At 58.4% G+C, this 24,002-nt stretch carries 25 protein-coding genes; 9 read left to right on the forward strand and 16 right to left on the reverse strand.

The genetic code is table 11. From position 1 onward, the window contains the following. Window positions 1-21 precede the first annotated feature (21 nt). The 4 genes from RBB47_RS00940 to RBB47_RS00955 are packed head-to-tail and all read left to right on the forward strand — an operon-like array spanning window position 22 to window position 3,480. Window positions 22-945: a carbohydrate ABC transporter permease gene (locus RBB47_RS00940; protein WP_305983837.1), complete on the forward strand. Its 924-nt coding sequence runs from the start codon at window positions 22-24 to the stop codon at window positions 943-945. Further along, window positions 945-1,817: a carbohydrate ABC transporter permease gene (locus RBB47_RS00945; RefSeq protein ID WP_305983838.1), complete on the forward strand. Its 873-nt coding sequence runs from the start codon at window positions 945-947 to the stop codon at window positions 1,815-1,817. The genes RBB47_RS00940 and RBB47_RS00945 overlap by 1 nt, the downstream gene beginning before the upstream one ends. Then, on the forward strand, window positions 1,814-2,557 hold the full coding sequence (locus tag RBB47_RS00950) for a cytochrome b561 domain-containing protein (protein WP_305983839.1): 744 nt from the start codon (window positions 1,814-1,816) through the stop codon (window positions 2,555-2,557). The genes RBB47_RS00945 and RBB47_RS00950 overlap by 4 nt, the downstream gene beginning before the upstream one ends. Further along, a complete protein-coding gene (locus tag RBB47_RS00955; RefSeq protein ID WP_305983840.1) occupies window positions 2,557-3,480 on the forward strand; it encodes an SMP-30/gluconolactonase/LRE family protein in 924 nt (307 codons plus the stop codon). The genes RBB47_RS00950 and RBB47_RS00955 overlap by 1 nt, the downstream gene beginning before the upstream one ends. A 62-nt stretch (window positions 3,481-3,542) precedes the next feature. Here RBB47_RS00955 and RBB47_RS00960 read toward each other — a convergent pair whose 3' ends face one another. The 8 genes from RBB47_RS00960 to RBB47_RS00995 form a co-directional block, all read right to left on the reverse strand. Further along, window positions 3,543-4,313, reverse strand: a complete 771-nt coding sequence (locus tag RBB47_RS00960) for an SDR family oxidoreductase (RefSeq protein ID WP_305983841.1) — start codon at window positions 4,311-4,313, stop codon at window positions 3,543-3,545. Further along, entirely contained in the window at window positions 4,310-5,344 is a 1,035-nt protein-coding gene (locus tag RBB47_RS00965) for a zinc-binding dehydrogenase (protein ID WP_305983842.1), read from the reverse strand. Before RBB47_RS00965 ends, RBB47_RS00960 begins: the two co-directional genes overlap by 4 nt. A gap of 8 nt (window positions 5,345-5,352) precedes the next feature. Further along, complete coding sequence (locus RBB47_RS00970; RefSeq protein ID WP_305983843.1) at window positions 5,353-6,450, reverse strand: mandelate racemase/muconate lactonizing enzyme family protein; 1,098 nt, start codon at window positions 6,448-6,450, stop codon at window positions 5,353-5,355. Further along, window positions 6,447-7,448 (reverse strand): ABC transporter permease, encoded by a 1,002-nt coding sequence (locus RBB47_RS00975; protein ID WP_305983844.1) that lies wholly within the window; start codon window positions 7,446-7,448, stop codon window positions 6,447-6,449. Before RBB47_RS00975 ends, RBB47_RS00970 begins: the two co-directional genes overlap by 4 nt. A 4-nt stretch (window positions 7,449-7,452) precedes the next feature. Further along, window positions 7,453-8,436: an ABC transporter permease gene (locus RBB47_RS00980; RefSeq protein WP_371932721.1), complete on the reverse strand. Its 984-nt coding sequence runs from the start codon at window positions 8,434-8,436 to the stop codon at window positions 7,453-7,455. Next, window positions 8,433-9,953, reverse strand: a complete 1,521-nt coding sequence (locus RBB47_RS00985; RefSeq protein ID WP_305983845.1) for a sugar ABC transporter ATP-binding protein — start codon at window positions 9,951-9,953, stop codon at window positions 8,433-8,435. Before RBB47_RS00985 ends, RBB47_RS00980 begins: the two co-directional genes overlap by 4 nt. A 68-nt stretch (window positions 9,954-10,021) precedes the next feature. Next, entirely contained in the window at window positions 10,022-10,993 is a 972-nt protein-coding gene (locus tag RBB47_RS00990; RefSeq protein ID WP_305983846.1) for an ABC transporter substrate-binding protein, read from the reverse strand. A 54-nt stretch (window positions 10,994-11,047) separates the two neighbouring features. Beyond that, complete coding sequence (locus RBB47_RS00995; RefSeq protein ID WP_305983847.1) at window positions 11,048-12,517, reverse strand: aldehyde dehydrogenase family protein; 1,470 nt, start codon at window positions 12,515-12,517, stop codon at window positions 11,048-11,050. A gap of 228 nt (window positions 12,518-12,745) precedes the next feature. Here RBB47_RS00995 and RBB47_RS01000 point away from each other — a divergent pair, with 228 nt between their 5' ends. Both RBB47_RS01000 and RBB47_RS01005 read left to right on the forward strand, forming a co-directional pair. Continuing rightward, window positions 12,746-13,459 carry an FCD domain-containing protein gene (locus RBB47_RS01000; protein WP_305983848.1) on the forward strand — a complete coding sequence of 238 codons (714 nt, stop codon included), beginning with the start codon at window positions 12,746-12,748 and terminating at the stop codon, window positions 13,457-13,459. Continuing rightward, a complete protein-coding gene (locus tag RBB47_RS01005; RefSeq protein WP_305983849.1) occupies window positions 13,456-15,078 on the forward strand; it encodes a GMC family oxidoreductase in 1,623 nt (540 codons plus the stop codon). The genes RBB47_RS01000 and RBB47_RS01005 overlap by 4 nt, the downstream gene beginning before the upstream one ends. Before the next feature lie 42 nt (window positions 15,079-15,120). Here RBB47_RS01005 and RBB47_RS01010 read toward each other — a convergent pair whose 3' ends face one another. Further along, on the reverse strand, window positions 15,121-15,951 hold the full coding sequence (locus RBB47_RS01010) for a nitroreductase family protein (protein ID WP_305983850.1): 831 nt from the start codon (window positions 15,949-15,951) through the stop codon (window positions 15,121-15,123). A 296-nt stretch (window positions 15,952-16,247) separates the two neighbouring features. Here RBB47_RS01010 and RBB47_RS01015 point away from each other — a divergent pair, with 296 nt between their 5' ends. Continuing rightward, window positions 16,248-17,006, forward strand: coding sequence for a hypothetical protein (locus tag RBB47_RS01015; protein WP_305983851.1), 759 nt, complete (start codon window positions 16,248-16,250; stop codon window positions 17,004-17,006). Window positions 17,007-17,181: 175 nt separating this feature from the next. Continuing rightward, a complete protein-coding gene (locus RBB47_RS01020; RefSeq protein ID WP_305983852.1) occupies window positions 17,182-17,388 on the forward strand; it encodes a hypothetical protein in 207 nt (68 codons plus the stop codon). A gap of 13 nt (window positions 17,389-17,401) precedes the next feature. Here RBB47_RS01020 and RBB47_RS01025 read toward each other — a convergent pair whose 3' ends face one another. The 7 genes from RBB47_RS01025 to RBB47_RS01055 form a co-directional block, all read right to left on the reverse strand. After that, the gene (locus tag RBB47_RS01025; RefSeq protein ID WP_305983853.1) at window positions 17,402-17,665 is read right to left on the reverse strand and encodes a hypothetical protein; all 264 of its coding nucleotides are present in this window, start codon (window positions 17,663-17,665) and stop codon (window positions 17,402-17,404) included. An 18-nt stretch (window positions 17,666-17,683) separates the two neighbouring features. Then, window positions 17,684-18,070, reverse strand: coding sequence for a helix-turn-helix transcriptional regulator (locus tag RBB47_RS01030; protein ID WP_305983854.1), 387 nt, complete (start codon window positions 18,068-18,070; stop codon window positions 17,684-17,686). A 211-nt stretch (window positions 18,071-18,281) separates the two neighbouring features. Further along, window positions 18,282-19,532, reverse strand: a complete 1,251-nt coding sequence (locus tag RBB47_RS01035; protein WP_305983855.1) for an extracellular solute-binding protein — start codon at window positions 19,530-19,532, stop codon at window positions 18,282-18,284. 71 nt (window positions 19,533-19,603) lie between these two features. Next, complete coding sequence (locus RBB47_RS01040; protein ID WP_305983856.1) at window positions 19,604-20,434, reverse strand: carbohydrate ABC transporter permease; 831 nt, start codon at window positions 20,432-20,434, stop codon at window positions 19,604-19,606. Continuing rightward, complete coding sequence (locus RBB47_RS01045; RefSeq protein ID WP_305983857.1) at window positions 20,431-21,333, reverse strand: carbohydrate ABC transporter permease; 903 nt, start codon at window positions 21,331-21,333, stop codon at window positions 20,431-20,433. Before RBB47_RS01045 ends, RBB47_RS01040 begins: the two co-directional genes overlap by 4 nt. After that, window positions 21,330-22,427, reverse strand: coding sequence for an ABC transporter ATP-binding protein (locus RBB47_RS01050; RefSeq protein WP_305983858.1), 1,098 nt, complete (start codon window positions 22,425-22,427; stop codon window positions 21,330-21,332). The genes RBB47_RS01045 and RBB47_RS01050 overlap by 4 nt, the downstream gene beginning before the upstream one ends. A 57-nt stretch (window positions 22,428-22,484) precedes the next feature. After that, window positions 22,485-23,117, reverse strand: coding sequence for a TIGR00725 family protein (locus RBB47_RS01055; RefSeq protein ID WP_305983859.1), 633 nt, complete (start codon window positions 23,115-23,117; stop codon window positions 22,485-22,487). A 63-nt stretch (window positions 23,118-23,180) separates the two neighbouring features. Here RBB47_RS01055 and RBB47_RS01060 point away from each other — a divergent pair, with 63 nt between their 5' ends. Next, the gene (locus RBB47_RS01060; RefSeq protein ID WP_305983860.1) at window positions 23,181-23,930 is read left to right on the forward strand and encodes a DeoR/GlpR family DNA-binding transcription regulator; all 750 of its coding nucleotides are present in this window, start codon (window positions 23,181-23,183) and stop codon (window positions 23,928-23,930) included. Window positions 23,931-24,002 lie beyond the last annotated feature (72 nt).

Consider the following 24,002-nt stretch of genomic DNA (forward strand, 5'->3'; position numbering starts at 1 on the left):
CACGACCGAAAGCGATCTGCAATGAGTGTTGCGATCAAGGCCAACCGGCTGACCCCATACATGTTTCTGGCACCGGCCGGAATTATCCTGATCTTCGCGTTGCTCTATCCGATCGGATACATGATTTACGCGAGTTTTCTGGACTGGAGCCCGAGCCAGCGGATCGGTCAGGCCGAGTTCATCGGCTTTCGGAACTATGTAAATCTGTGGGGTGACGAAGCCTTCCGCGAAAGCTTCTGGGTCACCATCCGCTTTGCCGCAATCGTGGTGACGCTGGAAATGTTCCTGGGTGTCGGTCTGGCGCTGCTGCTTGACCGGAACATCAAGGGTATGGCGGTGCTGCGGACGGTGTTCATCCTGCCGATGATGATTGCACCCATCGTGGTCGGTCTGATGTGGCGCTACATGTATCACCCGACCGTCGGCATCTTTAACCGCACGCTCAAAAGCTTCGGGTTCGAGGGCATTCCCTGGCTTTCCGACAGCACCTGGTCGTTCATCGCGATTGTGATTGCCGATGTCTGGCAGTGGACGCCGTTCATTTTCATTCTTGCGCTTGCCGCCATGCAGTCCCTGCCGCGTTCGGCACTGGAAGCTGCTGAAATCGACGGGGCGAGTGAATGGCAGAAAATCATCCTGATCAAACTGCCGCTGATGATGCCGGTTTTGATCGTGACGCTTCTGCTTCGGCTGATCGACGCCTTCAAGGTGCTTGAGGTGATCCTGGTGCTCACCAATGGCGGCCCCGGCCTCTCCACGGAAATCCTGGCACTGCGCATCTTCCGTACGGCGCAGGAATTCCAGGAACTTGGCGAGGCGGCTGCCATGTCCAACCTTCTCCTGATGATGCTGATGGCCATTACCATCGGAATGTTTGCCTATAGCCGCGTGCAGGAAGCACGCGTCGCCCGGCAACGCGCAGCCGCCGAAAAGGACGACGACTGATGGCCACACAAACCGAAAAACAGAACCCGGCCTTCTACGCCCTGATTGCCGCGCTGGTGGTGATGAGCGTCGGACCGATCGCCCTGATGCTGGCAACGTCCTTCAAGACCAATGTCGACGTCTACGATGCGTCCGTGCCGGCGTTCTTCTTCTCGCCGACCATCAAGAACTACGAGACGGTTCTGTGTAATTTCCTCTGGTACGAGGCCGACCACGTCGATTATTGCGACCCGACCTTCGGCCGCGCGCTTATCAACTCCCTGATCGTCGGTCTCGTCTCAACCGGGCTGACGCTGACAATCGGCTGCATGGCTGCCTATGCCCTTGTCCGCTTCAAATTCATGGGCCGGGGTACCGTTTCCATGACGACGCTGTTGATGCGCATGGTTCCGCCGGCGGTTCTTCTGGTGCCTGTCTTCGGGATCTGGACCTTCCAATACGGCCTCGACCAGACCTACGCCGGGATCATCCTGATCTACACGGCGATGAACCTGCCCTTTGTGATCTGGATCCTTCAAAGTTTCATCGTGCAGGTGCCGATACAGCTGGAGGAAGCTGCGCGCATGGACGGTGCAAATCCGTTTCAGGTCTTCTTTCTCGTCGTCTTGCCGATTATCCAGCCGGGCCTTGCCGCCGCTGCGATTTTCACCTTCCGCATCGCCTGGAACGAGTTTCTCCTGGCGAATGCCCTATCTGGCCGGTCAACACGAACTGTGCCCGTCACCATCGTCAACTCGATCACGGAATATGACATCAACTGGGGTGTCATCATGGCGACGGGCATGCTTCTGGCGATCCCGCCGATCCTGTTCACCTTTGTCGCGTCGAAGCAGATCATCACCGGCATGACGGCGGGGGCCGTCAAGGGATGATCCTGGAGTGGCTGATAGCGCCGCTCGATCCGGCCAGGCCACATGAGGTGGGTATTGCGCTGTCATGGCACGCCCGCTTCATGGTGCTCGGTTGGGGTATTCTCACGCCACTTGCCATCATCATTGCACGGTACTTCAAGGTGCTTCCCGGACAGGACTGGCCGCGGGAGCTAGACAACAAATTCTGGTGGCGAAGCCACTGGATGACGCAGACACTGGTTCTTTTTCTAACGGCCATAGGACTCGCCCTGATCCTGGCATCGCCTCAAAACACCGGCGAAGCAATCGTGCACCGGATGCTCGGATACGCCATCCTAGTCCTGGCCGCCGTCCAGGCGCTGTCGGGTCTATTCAGAGGGTCGAAAGGTGGTCCGACCGACCCGCGTGCAGACGGCTCACTGCGTGGCGATCACTATGACATGACACCTCACAGACTGCTTTTCGAACGGGTGCACAAAGGCTGTGGTTATCTGGCCCTTGCACTTATGGTCGGTGCCATCACAACGGGGATCTGGACGGCGAATGCACCCAACTGGATGTGGCTCATGCTGCTTGCGTGGTGGGCCGTTCTGGCGGCAATATCGGTCTATCTCCAACGGCAGGGGCGGGCAGTGGACACTTACCAGGCGATCTGGGGTCCGGATCCGGCCCATCCGGGCAACAGGATGGAACAGCAGGGCTGGGGCATGAAGCGGCCTGAGTTCCATGGTCGATCTTACGAAAAACAGCGGGAATTGTGATGTTTGGCGTTTTGGAAGGAACCGGGTTCGAAGTTATTGAACCGGAGTTTGAAGCCTGTTTTGTCGGCCATGCACGCGTCGAACGGCTGTGGACGGGCGCGCGCTGGTCTGAAGGACCGGCCTGGTTCCCTGCGGGCCGCTATCTCGTGTGGTCGGATATTCCCAACAATCGCATGATGCGCTGGGACGAGACGGACGGGTCCGTGTCGGAGTTTCGTGTGGGATCGAACAACGCCAATGGCAACACGGTCGACAACCAGGGTCGTCTCGTCACCTGCGAGCATCTCGCCCGCCGCGTCACAAGAACAGAGCATGACGGGTCGGTTTCCGTCATTGCGTCCCACTGGAACGGCAAGCGGTTGAATTCTCCGAACGATGTGGTAGTGAAATCGGACGGATCCGTGTGGTTTACCGATCCCTCTTACGGCATCCTGATGGACTACGAGGGCGACCGCGCTGAAAGCGAAATCGGGGCGTGCCATGTCTACCGCGCCGATCCCGAAACCGGCGCCGTAGAGATGGTTGCCAGTGACTTCTACAAGCCCAACGGGCTGGCGTTTTCAGAGGACGAGGAGTGGCTCTTCGTTTCCGATACCGGCATCACCCATCATGAAGACGGACCCGCGCATATCGAAAAGTTCAAGGTCGGAAGCGACGGCAAAACGCTGGAAGACCGGGGTATCTTTGCGGTCTGCACAAATGGACTTTTCGACGGCTTCCGCCTTGACCGGGACGGCCGCATCTGGAGTTCGGCCGCCGACGGCGTGCACTGCCTCAACCGGCACGGTGCGTTGATCGGCAAGGTCCGTATTCCGGAATTTGTCGGCAATGTCTGCTTCGGCGGTCCGAAACTCAATCGCCTTTTCATCGCAGGCACGAGTTCGCTTTATTCGGTGTTCTTGAACGTGAATGGGGTCAAGTGAGCGGACAGCGTCCGGCTTCCTGGTTGAAACGCGGCGCGCAGACCTTCAAAACAAAACTGGAGCTATCGTCCCATCCAGCCGCCGTCGACCGTCACTATGGAGCCATTCATATAGTCCGAGGCAGCTGAGGCAAGGAAAACGACCGGGCCTGCGAAATCCTCGGCTTTTCCCCAGCGCGCGGCCGGAATGCGTTCAAGAATTGCCTTGGAGCGCACCGGATCGTTCCGCAGCGCCTCTGTGTTGTCGGTCGCAATGTAACCTGGCGCGATCGCATTGACGTTGATGCCTTTGGCCGCCCATTCGTTCGCAAACGCCTTCGTCAGCTGGCCAATTGCTCCCTTGGATGCGGCGTAGCCGGGGACCGTTATTCCGCCCTGGAACGTAAGCAGCGACGCGGTGAAGATGATTTTGCCGGAGCCGTTCTCCGCCATGCGGGCGCCGATTTCGCGGGTCAGGACGAATTGAGAAGACAGATTGACCTCAATGACCTCGTCCCAGATATCGTCGCCATGTTCCGGTATCGGCGCGCGTTTGATGGTGCCGGCATTGTTGACCAGGATGTCAATGACGGGGTGATTGTCCTTCACGGTGTTGACGAAGGTCGTCAATGCGGCTCGGTCGGCGAAATCGCAGCGGTAGGCATGGAAATTCCGTCCAAGCGCCGTCACCTCTCTTTCGACGTCGCTGCCGGAGGCCTCCAAACTTGCGCTGACTGCAATGATATCGGCCCCGGCTTCGGCGAGCGCTACGGCCATGGCCTTGCCGATACCGCGTTTTGCGCCGGTGACAAGAGCCGATTTTCCCACAAGGCTGAAGCTGTCCAAAACGCTCATTCTTCGTTCCCGGCTATCTTGATCATCGATTTGATTGCGCTCGGATTTTGCGTCAGTGCCTCGAACGCCGACTGAATGTCGCTGAGCGGTTGTACGTCTGTGATGAAGGAACCGCAGTCAACGACGCCTTCGGCAAGCAGACGCATGGCCTGATCGTAGTCTTCAGGGCGATAGACCCGTGCGCCGAAGAGTTCCAGTTCGCGCCAGAAGAACTGGAACATGTCCACATTCGGTTTGCTTGCATGGATTGCCACCATGACGATGCGTCCCCGCGTCGCCGCAGCTGCGGTCATCAGATCGACGCCGGGCTGACTGCCGGAGACTTCGAAGACAACGTCAGCACCCTTGGACCCGGTCAGGTGATTGACCCGCGCGACAGCGTCAGACGTTTTCGGATTGATTGTTGAAAAGCCGAGACGTTCGGCATAGGCGAGGCGGTTTTCACTGATCTCGCTGATCGTGACATTGCCGCCTGCATAACGTGCGACGAGGGCCACAAGCAGGCCAATCGGCCCACCGCCAATGACGAGCACGTCTTCGCCCGGTGCGACCTTGGCGCGTTCGACGTCGTGGCAGGCGACGGCAAGCGGTTCGATCAGTGCTGCATGCGCAAGATCCAGCTCCTCGGGCAGCACGTGAACCGTATGAGCCGGAACATTCCAGTATTCCTGAAACGCACCTTCTGAATCGATGCCGATGAATGTCAGGTTGTGACAGATGTGCTCGTGGCCCGCGCGGCAGGCAGGGCACACGCCACAATGGTCGAGCGGGCGAACAACGATCCGCTGACCGACCGCCAGAGCGTCCACGCCGCTTCCGAGGGCAGAAATCGTTCCCGACATTTCGTGCCCGATGGTGCGCTCGAAGCCGACCCGCTTGTCCATATGCCCAAGGTAGATATGCAGATCAGTGCCGCATATGCCGCAATAGGCGACCTTTATCTGCACTTCGCCGGGTCCGGGGTCCGGCACGTCCTTTTGCTCAAGGGTAAAGGTTTTGTCGCCGCGATAGACGGCTGCCTGGCTGATCATCTGCGCCTCTAGTATGTCAGGATTTTGTGGGGCTCGAGCCGTGCCCAGTCGAAGGCAACGCCTGTGCCCGGCGTGTCCGGTGCCACGGCCAGGTGGTCCTCCACCTGCAATGGCCTTTGTGTGTACTGGTCGATCGGGAAGGAATGAACCTCGATCCAGCCAGCATTCTCCTGTGCGGAAACAAGGCTGACGTGGAGTTCCTGCATCCCGTGGCTGCAAATCGGGATGCCGTGTTGCCGCGACAGTTCCGCCACTTGCAGAAAGCCGGTTATCCCGCCGCAATTGGACGAGTCCGGCTGAATGAAGCTGAGCTTGGCCTGGTCCAGTGCATATTCGAATTCGTGGATCGTGTGCAGGTTTTCGCCCATCGCAAGCGGAAAACCGGTCGCATCGGCAATTTCGCCATAGCCTTTGTAATTGTCCGGGATCGTCGGCTCCTCGAACCAGGTAAGATTGAAGGGTTCGAACGCCTTTGCCGCAGTGATCGCCTCGTCAACGGACAGGGAATAGTTGGCGTCGACCATGAATGTGACGTCAGGTCCGATGAGTTCCCTGACGGCCGCGACCCGGGAGATGTCTTCATTGAGCGTCGGCTGGCCGATCTTGATCTTCACGGCGTTGTAGCCGCGATCGAGGTATCCCTGAACGCTGTCCAGAAGCTTCGGCAGCGGAAAATTCAGATCGATACCGCCGCAATAGGCCTTGCATCGGTTGTCCGCACCACCGGCCAGTTTCCAGAGCGGCCATCCGCGCGTCTTGCAGCGGATATCCCACAGCGCGATGTCCAGTGCTGAAATTGCGAAGGAGGCGATGCCGCCGCGGCCTACATAGTGGATATGCCACTGCATGCCTTCGTAGAGGTTCTCGACCGGACCTGCGTCCTGGCCCAGCAGAAACGGCGCAAGGTCGTGGTGGATCATGGCGGCAATCGCGTGGCCGCCTTTCCCTCCGGTGTAGGTGTAGCCCGTTCCCTGCGTTCCGTCGCTCAGGATAATAGTCGCGGTAACGAGTTCAAACTGGGTGTGATCGCCGTGCTTCGCGTCCACCAGCACCTCGGCAAGGGGAACTTGAAACAACTGCGTTCGGATCTCCCGGATTGCGGTCATTTGGCAAACTCCACCGTGGACCGGCGGTTCATGACGCGCGTCTGGAAGAGGATCACAGCAAAGAGGAAGGCCCCACGGATGACCATTTGCCAGTAGGCGCTGAAGCTGATCCAGCCCTTGCCGTTTTCGAAATTGAGGATGTTGAAGACGAGCCCGAGCAGCAGGGCTCCGGCAACGGTGGCGGGGATTGATCCCATTCCGCCGGTCAGAAGCGTCCCGCCGACAACCACCGAGGCAATTGCTGACAATTCCCAGCCAACGCCTTCCAGCGGCTGACCAGCGCCGAAGCCGGATGCCAGGAAGACGCCTGCAAGACCTGCACAGCCGCCCGATAGTGCGTAGACGAAGATCTTCGCCCGATTGACCTTCAGTCCCATCATGACGGAAGCGTCTTCACCGCCACCCACCGCCAGGATCGTCCGGCCAAGGCTGGTCATTTCCAGAACGATCCATAGGCCGACGATCAGGATGCCGACAATCACGATGGTCCACGGAACGACACCGAATGCCTTTTCCATGCCGAGCTGAGTGAAGTTGGAGCCCCAGTCGACTGCGATTGTCTGGGCACCGGAAATCACCAGCGAGCCGCCCTTGGCGCCGAGCATCGTGGCCAGCGTTGTGATGAAAGGCGGGATCCGGCCGTAAACAATGCAGATCGCATTGAAAAGCCCGAAGCCGACGCCGGACAGGATGGCGAGCGGCATTGCCACCTCGATGCCGTAAGGGCTGAGATAGGCCGCGACGACAGACGTGAAGGCCGCGACAGAGCCGACAGAAAGGTCGATCCCACCAGTCAGGATGACAAAGCACATGCCGACCGAAATCGCGATGAACATGGCGTTGTAATTCAGGAACGAGGTGATGTTGTAGGCGCTGCCGAAATTGTCGTAACGCAGCAGACCGAAACCGATCAGCACGAACAGGGCAATCCACACCGCAACGGATTGCGGATTGCGCGAGATGTATTTGCGAAGGTCAAAGGCGTTCTGGTCAAGCACGTCGTTATTCCTTTCGCGCCTGCTGGATGTAAACGGCAGCCAGGATGATTGCGGCCTTGGCAATGAGGGCGACTTCGTCCTCGACCCCGTTTGCAAGCAGCGTGTACTTCACGAGCTGAATGATGACCGCACCGAGAATGGCGCCGAATATTGGAGCCTTGCCGCCTTGCAGGAGAGCGCCCCCGACGACAGCGGCGGCGATCGCGTCAAGCTCCATCAGGTTGCCGTTGCGGGCAGCGTCCGATGCCGAGTTGATGGCGACGACGATCAAGCCAGCCAGTCCGGACAGGACAGAACAGATCACATAAGCGCCGATCTTGACGCTGCGAACCGGGCCGCCGGCGAGTTTGGCTGCCCTTTCGTTACCGCCGATCGCAAGCAGGTACCTGCCGAAAACCGTTCTGTTGACAAGCCAGAACAGGAGGCAGGCGATGGCAATCGCCAGCCAGCCCTGGAAGGGGAATCCAAGGATCTTGCCCGTGCCGAGGTAGCTGAACTCGGGGTTTGAAAAGGTCTGCAGATTTCCGTTGGTCAGAACCTGCGCAATACCGCGTCCGGAAATGAACAGGATGAGCGTCGCGATAATGGGCTGCACTCTCAAAACCGCGACGATCACCCCGTTGAAGAGCCCACAGACAAGCGCTGCCACGAGAGGAAACAAGAGCGCGGCGATCAGACCGAGCGCCGGGTAGGCGGTGCCGAAATCCGATAGGAAGATTAGGGGTGCGAGCGCCCCTGAAAGCGCCATGACTGCGCCGACGGACAGATCGATGCCCCCGGTTGCGATCACAAGTGTCATGCCCATTGCGACGATTGCGATTGTGGCAACTTGTGAAATGTTCACCGCAAGCGTCTGAGCCTGCAGGAAATTCGGTGTCACAACGATGTTGAAGAGGAGGATAATCGCCAGCGCGACAAGACCCCCGTGGTGCTTCAGGCGTGTGGTGATGTCAGTGCGCATGGGCCCTTCTGATGTGAGGCTGGTCATGTCGCGGCGTCCTCATGGTGAGCAAGCGCCTTGACCAGGGCGTTTTCGGTAATTCCCGGGTTTGTCAGTTCTGAAACCGCTTTGCCTTCGTGCATCACGACGATGCGGTTGGCACCTTCCACGAGCTCCTCGAATTCGGAGCTGATCAGGATGACGGCATGGCCCTCGTCGACGAAGTTCCGGATGATCGCCTGGATTTCGCGTTTCGCGCCGACGTCGACCCCGCGCGTCGGTTCGTCCAGAATCAGGATATCCGGCCTGGTCGCCAACCAGCGCGCAAGCAGGACTTTCTGCTGGTTTCCCCCGGAAAGCTCGCGGATCGGTTGGTCCATGTGGGATGTCTTGATGCCGAGTTTTTGGATGAATTCCGAAACGAGTTTCTTTTCACGCTCAAGGTCGATCTGGCCATTCTTGCGAAGACTGGGCAGCAGGGCGAGGGTCAGGTTCTCCCGCACAGACATGTGTGGGACGATGCCTTCGGCCTTTCTGTCTTCGGTCAGGAAACCGATCCTTGCGCGGATCGCTTCGGAAGGTTCAGACGGCTTGAATGCCTTGCCGTTGAGATGCATCGAGCCGGTGGTCGTGTGATCGAGCCCGAAAATGCTGCGGGCAGCTTCCGTCCGGCCGGAGCCGAGCAACCCGCCAAGCCCGACGATTTCGCCCCTGTGAAGGGTCATTGAAAAATCCGTCAGACGCGGGCCGGTTGCCACCTTGTCGACATCGAGAACAATCTCGTCGTATGCCTTCTTGCCACCGGCAAGCTCGGTGAGACCCTCCGCGGCAATTTCATCGGCATCGCGGCCGAGCATGGCGGCGATCAGATCGAGTTTCGACGTATCGGCGATCTCGCGGCAGCCAACTGTCTGGCCGTCTCGCATGATCGTGACCCGGTCGCAGATCTGAAACAGTTCGTCGAGGAAATGAGAGACATAAAGAACGGAGACGCCGGAGGATTTCAGTTCCCGGACAACCCCGAACAGGATTTCGACTTCAGAGCTGTCCAGCGACGAAGTCGGCTCGTCCATGATGACGAGTTTGGCGTCCATGGACACAGCGCGTGCGATTGCGACCAGCTGCTGGATGGCTGTCGAGTAGCTGCCGAGAGGGGCAGTCACATCAATCTCGATGCCGAAGCGGGACAGGATGTCGCGGGTGCGTTTGTGCGCTTCCGGCCAGTTGATCATGAAGCCGAACGACCTCGGTTCCTGGCCCATGACGACGTTTTCGCTGACCGATCGAAGTGGAACCAGGTTCAGCTCCTGGTAGATCGTGGCGATCCCGGCGCTCTGGGCCTCACCGGGTGAGGACAGGAAGCTCGGTTGACCGGCGAATTGAATGTCGCCCTCGTCCCTTCGGTAGAGACCGGTCAGGATCTTGATGAGGGTCGATTTCCCCGCACCGTTCTGGCCGATCAGCGCGTGAACTTCTCCGGGGGCAACCTCAAGGGAGGCACTTCGCAAGGCAGGGACGCCACCGAAGTGTTTCTTGATTCCAGACATGGCGAGCAACGGTGCCATATCCACTCCTGTCGAACGGGTTGGGAAAGTGCCGGAAGGGTAGGGAGATCCCTTCCGGCAGTCGGGGTTCAGTAGGCTTCGTCCACATGCGCCGCAGCATTGTCGGCGGTGAAAATACGGTCCTTGACCTGAACCCAGGGTTCGATGGTTTCACCGGCTGCGTACCGCTTCATGGTTTCGCAGGCGAGGGGACCGAAGAACGGAGAACTTTCCACGGTCACGCCCATCTTGCCGTCGATGATGGCCTGAAGCGCATCGCGCGTACCGTCGATCGAGACGACGAGCACGTCATCACCAGGTTTGCGGCCGGCCAGCTCGAGGGCCTGGATGGCGCCAATGGCCATTTCGTCATTGTGGGCGTAGACGATATTGACGTCAGGATGGGCCTGCAGGAGCGTTTCCATGACCTGGCGGCCAAGGTCGCGGGCGAAGTCGCCGGACTGTGAGGCGACGATTTCAAAACGGCCGTCCTCAGCAATGCGGTCGTCAAAGCCTTTCTTGCGGTCGTTGGCCGGAGACGAGCCGGTTGTCCCTTCCAGTTGAACGATGACGCCCTTGTCACCCTTGAAGTTTTCGATTGTCCACTCGGCAACGCGCTTGCCCTGGTCAATGAAGTCGGAGCCAAGGAAGGCCACGAAGTCTTCACCGGCCTTCGCCGCATTGGGATCGACCGAACGGTCGACAAGGAATGTCGGGATGCCGGCCGCCTTTGCTTTCTTCACTGCCGGAATAAGAGGCTTTTCCTCGCGCGGGGGCAGGAACAGAACGTCAATTCCCTGGGCGATCATGCTGTCGACATCGGCGACCTGCTTGGCAGCGGAGCCAGCGGCGTCAGTTGCAATCAGATCCCAGCCACAGCTTTCCGCCGTGTCATGGAAAGACTTGGTTTCCGCGATCCGCCAGGGGTTGTTGGATTCCATCTGGGCAAAGCCGACCTTGTAGCGGTCCTTCTGCTCCAGTGGCGGCAAACCTGCGGCCGTCGCAGCTGTTGCCATTGCGCCGATTGCAATTGCGGTTGCCAGCAAGAGAGTGCGTTTCATGTCTTCCTCCACTTTGGTGCGGCCAAACTCCTCCAGACCGCGGATTATGAGGTCCTAACCCCAGTTCAGGTAACTTGTTTGTTTGCGTAGGTAGCCGTCGAAGCCGTAGCGGCCGTCTTCACCGCCAAGGCCGGACAGTCCCCAACCGGTGTGAAAGCCCTGAACCGCTTCGCCGTTCGACCGGTTCAGATAAAGTTCACCGAATTTCAAGAGATAAGGTGCCTGCGCCAAGCGTTTGTAATTCTTGGTAAAAAGATACGCCGACAGGCCGTAGGAAGTGTCGTTTGCGTGGGCTGCCGCCATTTCGAAACTGTCGACGCGCATGGCTGCTGCGACCGGTCCGAAAATTTCTTCCTGTATGACAGGATTGGCGTTGTCAGACACTTCCAGGACAGTTGGAGCGAGCCAGTGTCCCTTGCTGTAAGGCCCGTCTTCCATGATGCCGCCCTTCAACAGCACGTCTGCACCGGCATCAACGCTGCGGCTGATGGCGCCTGCAACTTTGTCCCGTTCAATGCGGCTGACCTTCGGGCCCATGTCCACGTCGCGCAGCGGGTCACCGATTGTCAGAGAAGAGGACGCCTCCACAAACTTCTCCAGAAACTCGTCAGCGATTGCCCGATGCAGATACATGCGCTCGTTACAGGTGCAGATCTGACCGCAATTTGTGTAGCGAGCCGCAACCGCTGCCTTGACCGCTGTTCCAATGTCTGCGTCATCCATCACGATGAAGGGCGCCTTGCCGCCGAGCTCCAGACGCACGACCTTGATGTGTTCGGCTGCGGACGCATAGATCTCGCGACCTGCCCGGGTGCTTCCGGTCATGGTCACAAGCTGCGAAAGAGGGCTCTTCACCAATGCCTCTCCAACGATGCGCCCGCGACCCGTCAGAACGTTGAAAACACCTGCCGGGAACCCGGCCCGCTGGCTAAGCGCGGCGATGGCCAGTCCTGAGAGCGGCGTTGCTTCGTGCGACAGAAGTACAAAGACGTTGCCGGCGACAAGGGCAGGGCCGAGCTTTCTGGCGGCAAGGGCAAATGGGTAATTCCATGCGGTCAGCCCGACCACGACACCATAGGGATGCCGCCTGATATGGATTTCCTCCGAGGGATTGTCGGACGCGACGATATCGCCTTCGATCCGCCGCGCATTTTCAGCGGCATAATTCAAAAACGTGATGCTGGCTTCGATCTCGTCGGCTGCGTGGCTGACAGGTTTGCCCTGTTCCAGTGTGATCAGGCGTGCAAGTTGCTGTTTGTTCGCCGCGATTTCACTTGCGAGCCTCGAGACCAGATTACCGCGCTGGATTGCCGGCAGTTCTGCCCAGGCAGATTGGGCTTTTGACGCGACGGCGAGCGCCTCGAGCGCATCGTCTGCAGTTCCGTCCACGATTTCAGCTATCACGTCCTCGTTCGCCGGGTTCTCGACCTGAATCGTCGCACCGGTCTCACGCATGACCCATTGGCCGTTGATGAACATCCCGGCCTTGACAGGCTTGCCGTCGGAGAGAGTGAAATCAAACACGAATGAAAGCGCCTTTTGGTATGACCAAACTTTGATGTATGAAGATGCGAATGACGCGCAAAGTCAATAGGAATCTGACTTGATGTAGCAAGAAGATGGATAAATTATTGAAAAATATCAGAAAAAATTCTTTCGAAAAAATTTAGGTGAAAATTTTGCTTTACCAAGTATCTATTTATGTCGTACCAAATAATGAAACTGTGAACGCTGATGGAGAACGCACCTTCCATGGAAATCGGCAATGAAACGGGGCGGGCGGCAGACAATGTCGTCGCCGCACTGGAAGCAAAGATCGTCTCGGGCGAGCTGGAGAATGAGTCTCCGCTTCCCGCCGAGCGTGAGTTGATGGAACAGTTTGGGACCAGCCGGACTGTTATCCGGGAAGCGATCTCAAAGCTGTCAAGCCGGGGGCTTGTTGAGACGCGGCCCCGGTTTCGTCCCATCGTGCGCAAGCCGGACTATGCGACCGTCCTGCACGCCTGCGGGAATGTCGTGCAGCATCTGCTGACGGAAAAGTCCGGTATCAAGAACCTCTATGACAGCCGCGTTTTCATCGAGCGCGCGCTGGTTCGCGAAGCAGCGTCGTCTGCACGCAAGGACGACATTGTCGACCTCAAGTCAGCGCTGGAGGAAAACCGGAAGGCGATCCCGGATTCGTTGGAATTCTATCGCACGGATGTCGCCTTCCATGGAGTGCTTTACCGCATTCCGAAAAACCCGATTTTCCCTGCGATACACGAAGGTTACACATCCTGGCTGGCCCCGCAGTGGGACCGCATGTTGCGCTCGCCGGAACGGAACGAGGTGAACTATATCGCTCACAAGGCCATTTTGGATGCCATCTTGGAACGGGATCCGGGCGCTGCGGAGGAGGCGCTCACAAATCACCTGAAAGCAGCTTGGGAATTCGTCCGGGTCACATTCGACTGGGGCGACGAATGACCACCGAATTCGACTATATCGTCGTCGGCGGCGGATCCGGCGGCGCTGTTGCAGCCTCACGGCTGGTTTCGCAAGGCGGCGCGCGCGTCCTTCTCCTTGAAGCGGGGTACTCGCACCGGCATCCGTTGCTCGACATGCCGCCAGGCATTTTCAAGATGATCAACGGGTCGAAATACATGCGCTATCACAAGACGACCCCCCAGCCGCATCTGGATGGCCGCGTGCACGATATTCCGCAGGGCAATGTTCTGGGCGGTGGGTCTTCCGTCAATGCGCAGGTCTATATGCGCGGGCGACCCGACGACTACGATGCCTGGAACCAAATTCTCTCCGGAAACAACGACAACCCCGGTTGGGGCTGGTCGGATGTTCTGCCGCATTTTACGGGCATGGAGGCAAACAACCGCCTGGCCGGTGAGCTGCACGGCACGCATGGTGAAGTCAAGGTCTCCGACCCCGGCTACATCGACACAATGTCCCGCTGGTTCGTGCAGTCCGTTCAGGCGCTTGGCGAACCTTACAACGCAGATTTCAACGGACCGTCGCAGCGCGGCGTCGGGTTTTACCAGTTCACCAACAGGAATGGGCGTCGAAGCTCGACGGCCTATGCCTTCCTGGAGCCGCTCAAGGATGATCCGCGCCTGACCATCAAGCTTGAAGCTTCGGTTGACAAGGTAGTCATCGAGAACGGTCACGCGGTTGGCGTCCGTTATACGGATCGCGAGGGAACACACGAAGCCCGAGCCAGCGGTGAGGTCATTCTCGCCGCCGGGGCTCTGGTTACGCCGAAGATCCTGATGCTGTCCGGTGTCGGGCCGGCAAAGCATCTGGGCGAGTTCGACATCAAGGTCGAAAACGACCTTCCCGGTGTCGGACAGAACCTGATCGATCACCCGGAAGTTCCGATCACCGCCTATGCAAACGGTGCGCACGGGTATTACCGGCAGGGCGAGGGTTGGCGCATGATCTGGAACGGCATCCAGTTCAAGATCTTCGGCAGTGGCCGCGTTACATCTGCAGGCGTGGAAGCAGGGGCATTCGTCAACCCGAGCAATCGCAATGCAGCGCCGACGATCCAGGCCTTTTGTGTTCCGATCGTTTATCTCGACAGGGACGCACAGACAGAATTGAAGGACGGGTACGGGGTCACAGTCACGACCGTCGTGGTGAAGCCAAAGTCCCGTGGCGAAGTCAGGCTTGCCTCCGCAGACCCGTCAAGCATGCCGATTGTCTGCCCGAACCTCCTGAAGGAAGAGGAGGACATGAACGAAATGATTGCGGGTCAGCGTTTCTTTCTTGACGCCTTCCACTCCGACCCGCTCGCCTCGAATCTCAAGACCGTTGCGATACCCGATCCGGGGGACACTTCGGACGACGCACTCCGCAGTCATTGCAAACGGTTCGTGAAGACCAACTACCATCCGGCAGGAACTGCCCGCATGGGCGCTGATGGTGACAAGATGGCAGTCCTCGACGGAAGACTGCGTGTCCGCGGGATCGAAGGTCTTCGCGTGTGCGACATGTCTGCCGTTCCCGACATCAACGCCGGAAACACCAACGCGCCGGCCATGATGCTTGGGTCTCGCTGCGCCGAGTTCGTGCTTCAGGCCAATCTTTGAACTTTGCGTGCCTGTTTCTCGAACGTAAGGCAGTGCACCTCCCTAAGTGAGGTTAAAGCCCTTTGCGCGGATGAAGGCGCCGAATTGGTCGCGTTCGGGCACGGAATATTGGCGGCACTTGTCTTCTGACCAGCCGTAGAAGTCCGCTTTCCCGTATCGGTCTGTTGCGCGTTGCGTGGAATAAGGCTGCTGCGCTTGCCTGCGTTTGTCGTAAGCGGAAATCGTGCCGGAGGGCTCTCCTTCAGAATAAGTGTCTTCATGGACGGTCACCGAAAGGGGCAAGCGCATGCTGATGGTCGGCGCTTCGGCGACCGGGTAGCCGAATGCCAGCGCCGCAACAGGAAACACATGGTCCGGCAAGTCCAGAAGATCACTGACGAGGGTTGCTTCATTGCGGATGGAGCTTATCGGACAGCAGCCGAGACCAATCGCTTCGGCAGCGGTGACGAATGCGGACAAGGCAATCGCCGCATCGACGGCTGCGTTGAAGAAAGCATCGAGGTGATCGTTGGCAAAAGGCAATCCACGAAGCTCGTGCAGTTGTCTCTGACGACGATTGTTTCCGCAGAAAACGGCGATGTTCGGAGCGTTACGAACCCACGGCAGGGGACCTGCCAATTCGAGTAACCTCGCTTTTTTGGCGTTGTTCCGGACGATTATGATGTCCCTTTGTTGAAGGTCACTCTTGGTTGGTGAGGCCAGGGCGGCGGCGCACAGCAGTCTGCAGAGCTGAGGGTCGACTTGTTCACTTGTGAACGACCGGCAGGAACCGCGCGAGATAAAGGAAGCCAGGAATTCTGAAGCGTTTTCAACGCCGGTCGTGTCCACGTCTTCGCCGTATCTGAACCTCAGTTGCTCTGACAGTGTCTTCATGGAACGGTCCATTCTTTCTTTGCCAACGCCAAATCGCCTCGTCAGGTGGTGTTCTAACTCGTTCATTTTCGCAAACACCTGGCAAGACTAATTTCATGGATTGGTGTCGGCGGGCGATTTTCTTTCAGAATTTGCAATTTCGATCAAAAATCCTGTTTAACGTCGTGCAGGGTGCGTCAAATACCGGTCCGACTCTGATAACATTTTCAATCATTTCTGCAACTTATGCGATTGCATTGGTTGTTGGGTGATGCGCAATTCGAAATTGCGGCTGGTGTAATCGGGCTGGATGATCCATGCAGAGACTGGATTTTGAGTTGGACAAGGCGCAGGTCAAGCGTGCCTGGGGCGTGATCGACCGCGAATTCCAAAACCTTGATCTCGTCTTGCGCCGCGGTTCCGATTTCGATGTCGTGGAGAAAATGGCAGCGGAAAGCGGATTCCCGCCGCTGGAAGGGCATTTCACACCGACGCTCAACACCTACACCCCGTCACAGGCCTTTTGGCTGGCGCTCACCGATAGCGACGGCAAGATGGCGGGGCGGGTATGTGCCCGCTTCGACAAAATGGAATACCCGATGACCCTGACGGATTTCTGGCGGAAATACTTTCACCGCTGTTATCCGAATGCCGAGGGAGGGCAGGTGCGGCTGGCAGCGGAGCAACCGCGCGTCGGCCGCCGGATTACCGGAGACGTAGTCTATCTTGGCGGAACATATGTCGCGCGCCCGTGGCGCAGGCACAAGCTCGGCGGGCTCTTGAACCAGCTTGCACAGATCGAGGCTCTCCATGACTGGGGAGCCGGATTTTATTACGGCTGGATTCAAGGGCACACGTTTCTGGACGGGTTCTGGCGGGAGTGCGGTTTTACCCGCTGCAGCCATAATGCTCTTGCCTGGGAAGAGCCGTTGCCTGGTACGCTGGATGCCAATCTGATTTTTGCGGGCAATAGTGTGGATGACGTGTGTGATCTGATAGATCGCGTTGCTCGTGAATCTCGAGCAATTCCATCAGACAGAAAATCCGTACAATGCCCGCCCGGGTCTCGAACCTGACCAGAAGCCGCTGAAGGGTCATGTCGGGAACGCCGGCTCCTAAACGGTTGCCGGTGCGCTGGATGTCGAGCCAGGGTTCACCCTTGAAAACGGAATGATAGCCGTCGGCAACGCCGGTACGGTACGCCTCAGGTAAAAAGCTTGTGGCCGGCTTCGGTGCATCCGGATCGAGAGCATGGGGGAAGAAGCGACGGAACGTGGTCTGGTTACCGGCGAAGGTGATCTTGGGCACGTCTCCGGGCTCAGCATCCGGCAGCGTCAGCAGCAGCCAGGGGCTGAGCTTGGTCATGCGGCTGTCCCGGATCATGACGCCGCGATTTTCCTTCCAGGTATCGAGCAAAAACTGTGCTCGTTCCCCGGCCAGCCCGCTCTCTACATTTGAGATCGGAAGCGGCTCAACAAAGGTATTCTTGCTCATCAATCCGTCCAAACGGTCCCGGGTTCGGCACAAATCCGCGTTGGATCGCTTCAGCGAATATGTCGCTGCGCGCTTCCGCGGCAAGTTGAGCTCTTTCCGCGTCGGTCAGAAGACTTGTCTGATCGTGGTTGAACATGTTGAAGCAGTGAAAATCGAGCAGATACAGGCAGTCATACCTTGCAGCGATTTCAAACAGCTCAAGAAACTCAAGTTGTATCTTCGTAAAGTCCTGCACACTCATGTTTTTTGCCACTTGCTGTTACTTTTTCAGTTTGACGAGAGCTTCATAGACGAAGAACACACTGTCCAGGATTTCGAACTGGTTCATGCGCTCGTTTTCCGGCTTGCGCTCATTTTGTTCCACGACGCTTTCCAGCGCCTTCAAGTAAAGGTCCTTGTCCAGGCTCCTGCGGTCTCGCTTTGCGCTTTCCTGCAACTCGCCGGGAAGCGGTGTCTTAAGTTCCCGGGACAAAAGCAGCATGTGTTCAGCGCTGAGCGACTGTTTTCCTTTTCGGATCCTTGACACGGAGGCCGGCGTCAAACTCAGGAGGTCGGCGACCTCCGTGTTTTTCATGCCGCTGGCTTCAATCGCGCTGTTTGCCCAAGTTGCGACGTCGAAGCTCGTTTCACCCGCAGGTGCTCCCATGTTGCGTAATCCGTAATTTTTATTCTCAATTTAATAAATTTAGTTACGCGATGTGCCACGGAATTGCAACCTGAGAGTCCTGAAGGAGCGGCTGGAACCACCGGATTCTGGAAACTTCCTTAACGGAGCCCCACCGCAAAACTACAATCTGGGTAAACGAAAACGCCCCCGGAGTCCGGGGGCGTCCAACGATGACTTGAAAGTCATTGAATTACTTCATGCCGAGCTGCAAACGCAGTGTCTCGGCAAGGTCCTTGACCGTGGCGTCAGTGTCGGCGCCTTCGGCGATTTCGACCATTGCTGCAGCGATCAGGTCGGTGACCGCGACGCCTTCAGCGCCCGGATAGGCGAACCAGGGACCAGCGTGATTGGCAACCTGTGTATGCGCAACCAGCGAGTTTGGATTGGCGTCATAGAAGGCACCGAGATAGGCCTTGTCCTCGATCACCTTGGCATTGGCGGGTGCATAGCCGGTGTTCTCGACGATGATTTTCTGACCGTCCGGACCGGTGACGAAGGCGATGTATTCCCAGGCGGCCTTCTGCTTCGCTTCGTCGTCTGTCATCAGGACGATGGCGGAGCCGCCGGTTGGAAAGTAGACGGTTTCCTTGTCTTCCGCGACGATCGGGGTTGGCTTGACCGTCAGCTCAAACGCATCGCCGGCACCTTCCTCGAAACGCTTCTGCAGGGAAGAGCTCTCAAACATGATGCCGAGCGTTCCGGCCGGAAGCGCCTGGCGTGCTTCGTTCTGGCCATAGGGCTTCATACCGGCTTCCTTGACGAAGCGCTGGTAGAGGCCGGCAGCCTTCAGACCTGCTTCGCTGTCGAATGTGATGTCACTTTCGTCTTCGGTCATCGGGCGGCCGCCGTGAGCGCCGAGGAGGGACTGGAACCGCCAGTCATGACGACCGATCCACACACCGTCGATGTTGTCACCGAGGGCATTGATCTTGGCCGCCAGCTCGATAATTCCGTCATATGTGGTGGGGAAGTCGTCCATGGAGCCGCCGGCCTGCTCGACCAGGGTCGGGTTAACGTACATGACCAGTGTCGAGGCCGATGTGCCGAGTGCGTGCTGTTTGCCTTCGTAAGAGCCGAGCGACAGGAGTGCCGGCGTGTATCCCATCTCACCCGCCTTGTCGCCGATGAAATCGTCAACCGGCTTGGTCAGGCCGCGGTCTTCCAGGATACGCCAGCGATTGAGGCCGACATAAGCGACATCCGGGGCTGTGCCGGCGACTGCTTCGCGCAGCAGGCGCTGAACACCGTCAGCGTAGCCCTCGGCGGGGCCGTCGATGACGATCTTGATGTCCGGATGCTTCTCCATGAACGCTGCGGCCAGCTTGTCCTGGGTTTCCGCCCAGATGGTTGGAATGGCATAGTGGACGCGGATTTCGGTTTGCTCGGCACTTGCGGCAGTCGCTGCAAGGCCGAAGGCTGCTGCTATAAACAATGTCTTCATAGTCTCAATGCCTCCTAATGGATCGAACTCGGCACGGTTGGATCCGCGCTCCTCAAGGTGCGTTATGACGGTCATCCCTTCAGGCCTCCGGCTGCGAGACCTCGGGTGAATTTGCGTTGCGCGAGCAAAAAGGCGATTACCAGCGGGGCCGTGATCAGGGCGGCCGCGGCCATGAGTGGCCCGACATCGTCGCCCGACTCCTCGTCCCGGAAAAACAGGATGCCGCGCGGCGGCGTTGCCAGATCTGAATCCGTCGTGGCGATCAAAGGCCAGAACAGGTCGTTCCAGTGCGCCGTAATTGAGAAGATGGCGAAGGCGGTCGCTGCCGGCATTGCCAGCGGAAAGGCGATGCGCCAGACAATTGCGGTTTCGCTGAGCCCGTCGACTCGGGCCGCATCGAAGAGTTCGGAAGGCACCTGCGCGAGGAACTGACGGAACAGGAAAATTCCGAAGGCTGTCGGCACAAAGGGCAGAATGAGAGCCCAGTAGGTATTGAGGATACCGATCTGCGCAAAACCGAGGAAAATCGGAATGGCGGTGACGTGGAACGGCACGAGCAGAGCCGCAAGGACCAGACCAAAAATCAGTGTCCGGCCCGCGAAACGGCGATGCGCGAGGGCAAAGGCGCATGGAACGGCGAACAGGATCTGAAACGCAAGAATGCCAACAACGACGATGACGCCGTTCAGGAGGTATCTGGGGACGTCCGTTTCGGTCAGCGCCTTGGTGAAATTGCTCCATTCAATGCGCGAGGGCAGCAGCTGGATCGTTGCGGTGAAGATCTCGTCCTGCGGCTTGAAGGCGAGGGACACCATCCAGATGAAGGGCAACAGAATGGCGAGCGCGCCAATGAGAAGCAACGCAAGCGAGAGTGATCTGCCGAACAGTCGTCCCGGGGTCATCGGTAATGCACCCTCCGCTCGACAATCCGGAACTGCATCAGGGTCAGCGTCAGCAGGACGGCAAAGAACACCATGGTGATCGCGCTGGCATATCCTGCCTTGAAATAGACGAAGCCCTCGCGATAGAGCGCATAGACCAGCGTATCCGACGCAAAAGCCGGACCGCCCTGGGTCAGCGTTGCGACTGTCTCGAACACCCGAAAAGCGTTGGTGGCCGTGATCACGAGAACAAAAAGCGTGGTCGGGCCAAGCATCGGCCAGGTCACGGTCCAGAAGCGCGACCAGTTTCCACCGGCACCGTCAACTTCTGCGGCGTCGTAAAGTTCCGGCGGAATGGCAACGAGGCCTGCCAGAAACAGCACCATGTTGTAACCGACGGTCTGCCAGATGCCGATCACGGCGAGCGTATAAAGCACGATGCTGCGATCGCTGAGCCAGTTTCTCGGCTCGCCGCCAAGGCCGACCAGCGTCTGATTGACCACACCGAGGGAAGGGTGCAGCACCATCTGCCAGGCAACGGACATGGCGACCAATGTGGCAGCGACCGGCAGGAAATAGACCGAGCGAAGCACGTTCGACAGCTGCGGCGCCCAGTCCATCATCCTGTGCAGACCGAGAGCGACCAAAAGGCCCAGGCCAACGGCGGCAGGAATGACAATGGCGACATAAAGCAGTGTGTTAGTTATGGCCCGCCGGCCCAATGCGGATCCAAAAAGCTTTTCGTAGTTTTCCAGGCCGATCCAGCCAAAGCTTCGCGCGCCGAACTGGTAGTCGGTAAAGGACAGGACCGCGACAATCAGAACCGGCAGGAAAATGAACATCAGCATGGCGAGCGTTGCCGGTCCAACCAGCCAGGTATTCGTTAGGGCATCACGGGCGGCGAGGGGCAGGCGTCTCATCGCGCATGCTCCGCATTAAGGCGTTTGCCCGATTGCCTGTCGAAGAGATGCAGGCGCTCCGGTGAAACACCAAGGCGGACTTCGCTTCCGGGTGCCGGCACCGGATAATCGCCCGGCGCAATCGCCAGGATTTCTTTTCCGCGCTCGGTGCGCAGGCCGAGCACCGTTTCGGAGCCGAGAAATTCCGCAGTTTCCAGGCGTGCGCCAAAATGACCGCCTGCGGCAGGTGCAAGGTGCTCCGGACGAATGCCGATCAGGGCATTGACGGGATACCCGTTCATCTGGCCCAGGCCGTCATCCGGCTCGAAAAAGTTTATCGAATTGGTGCCGATGAAGGCGGCAACTTCCTTGTCTGCGGGCCGGTCATAAAGGTCGCGCGGAGACCCTGCCTGGGCCACCTTGCCCTTGATCATCACAATGATCTGGTCTGCCATGGCCATCGCCTCGACCTGGTCGTGGGTTACATAGACGAACGGGCGATCCGTGCGTTTGTGAAGGGAAACCAGTTCGGAGCGCATCTTCACCCGCAACCTCGCGTCGAGGTTGGAAAGCGGCTCATCCAGCAGAAACATCACCGGGTCCCGCACCAGAGCGCGGCCCAGGGCGACGCGCTGTTTCTGACCACCAGACAGGCTGTTGGGTTTGCGGTGAAGCAGATCGGCAAGGCTCAGTATGTCAGCTGTTTCCGTGACCTTCTTCGTGATCAATTCGCGTGCGGTAGCGCTGCCGGGCGCCAGACGGCCCAGTCCCGGTACGCGGCTGAAGGCATTCAGGTGGCGCATGGTCAGTGGCAGGGCGATGTTCTGGAAAACAGTCAGATGCGGATAAAGCGCGTAGGACTGGAACACCATGGCGATGTTCCGCTCATAAGCGGTTTTATCGGCAACATTTTCGCCGCTCAGGAGAACCTCGCCTTCCGTCGGCCGGTCCAGTCCGGCCATGATCCTGAGCGTCGTCGACTTGCCGCATCCGGAGGCGCCTAGAAGTGCAGTAAAGCTGCCGTCGCGAACCGTCACGTTGACCGCGTCGAGCACGGTTGATGCACCGAACCGCCTCGTCACGTCCCGCAATTCCAGTACGGCCTGTGAAGTCATGCTCACGTTACCAGTTGATGTAAGTTTTCTTACATTTAGGGCTAGGTGATGTAGCTATTATGACAGTTCGATGCGCGCCATAAGATGTTTGGCCATCCGCTTGACTGCATCGTCCGGCCCGTCCGCTGCCTCAAGACCTTCCACATGAGGTGCACCGAGCAGACCGATCACAGGCTTTGAGAAGTGCAGGCCATAAGCGATTTCGCTGAGCGTGCCGTAGGATCCGCCGACCGCAATCAGAACCTCGCAGGACTTGGCGATGATCATGTTGCGGGCTTCGCTCAGGCCCGTTGCGATCGGAAGGGCAATATAAGGGTTGGCCAAACGCCAGTCGTGATCCGGGACGAGGCCTACCGAAAGTCCGCCAGATTCATGGCAGCCCTTGGCTGCCGCGTACATGACGCCACTTTTTCCGCCACAGATCACCGTCAAACCCATTCGCCCGAGATCGGCGCCGATCGCTTCGGCAGCCTCCATTTGCGCATCGGTTGCATCGCGCGGCCCAATCATGCCGATCGGGATGCGCCGCGCCTTGCCGGTTGCCTGAATTTTTTGCACTGCGTCGAGCGCCGATACTTCAGTTGCGCCATTCGGAACGTCCGCGCTTTCCCACCTCCAGGTCCAGGGATCGAGCCTGCCGTGTTCACTGTAGATATTGGCGTCATGTAAAAAATAGTGAGTCTGGACCATTGGCGTCTTTCGCAATTCCCTGTAAGATATTTTACATATCTTGCATGGGAACCTGACAGTTTCATGAACCGATTTATCCCGACAGCTACGTTCAGCGACCGGCAACACCGGATCATTGCACTTGCGGAACAGCAGGGCTTTGTCACGATCGAGAAGCTTGCAGAAGAATTCAGCGTGTCGGCGCAGACTGTGCGGCGCGACATAATTGCTTTGGCCGAAGCCGGGCAGCTGCAACGCTTTCACGGCGGCGCGGGGGCAATCGGCGACATGGAGACGATCCGTCTCGATCACGGTCACAAGGAGCGGCTCGGTGTCGAGGGAAAACTGGCCGTTGCCTCTCAGGCAAGCGCGCTGATCCCCGATGGTGCGAGCCTTTATCTCGATGTTGGTACAACGATCGAATATACAGCCGGTCAGCTTAATCGGCTGAATGGCCTGAAAGTGTTCACCAACAGCATGCGAACAGCGCTCACCTTCGATCCAAAGCGGCACGAGGTCACCGTGCTGGGGGGACGTATGGCCGGCAACGACGGCTCGCTGGTGGGGGAAGATATCGTAATGATGCTCAACGGCCTCCGGGTCGACTATGCGCTGATCGCCTGCTCGGCGATAGACGACCGTGGCCGCGTGATGGATTTCGACATGTCGAAAATTGCCGTGAAGAAGGCTGCCATGGCTGCTGCAGCTCGCTGCGTACTTCTGGCGACGCCGTCAAAATTCGGACGGACGGCTCTGTCAACGCTTGCCACACTTGAAGCATTCGACGTTGTCGTTACAGGTGAGCAGACCGGGGCCTCGCAAAACCAGCCCTGACGTCCAGTTTCCTTTCCTGCTTGACGCAGCGTGGCTGTGTGCGACTGTGTCTTATCGAAGGCTTGCCGAGAG

Origin of the sequence: Roseibium sp. MMSF_3544 (assembly GCF_030732845.1) — a bacterium.
GTDB lineage: Bacteria > Pseudomonadota > Alphaproteobacteria > Rhizobiales > Stappiaceae > Roseibium.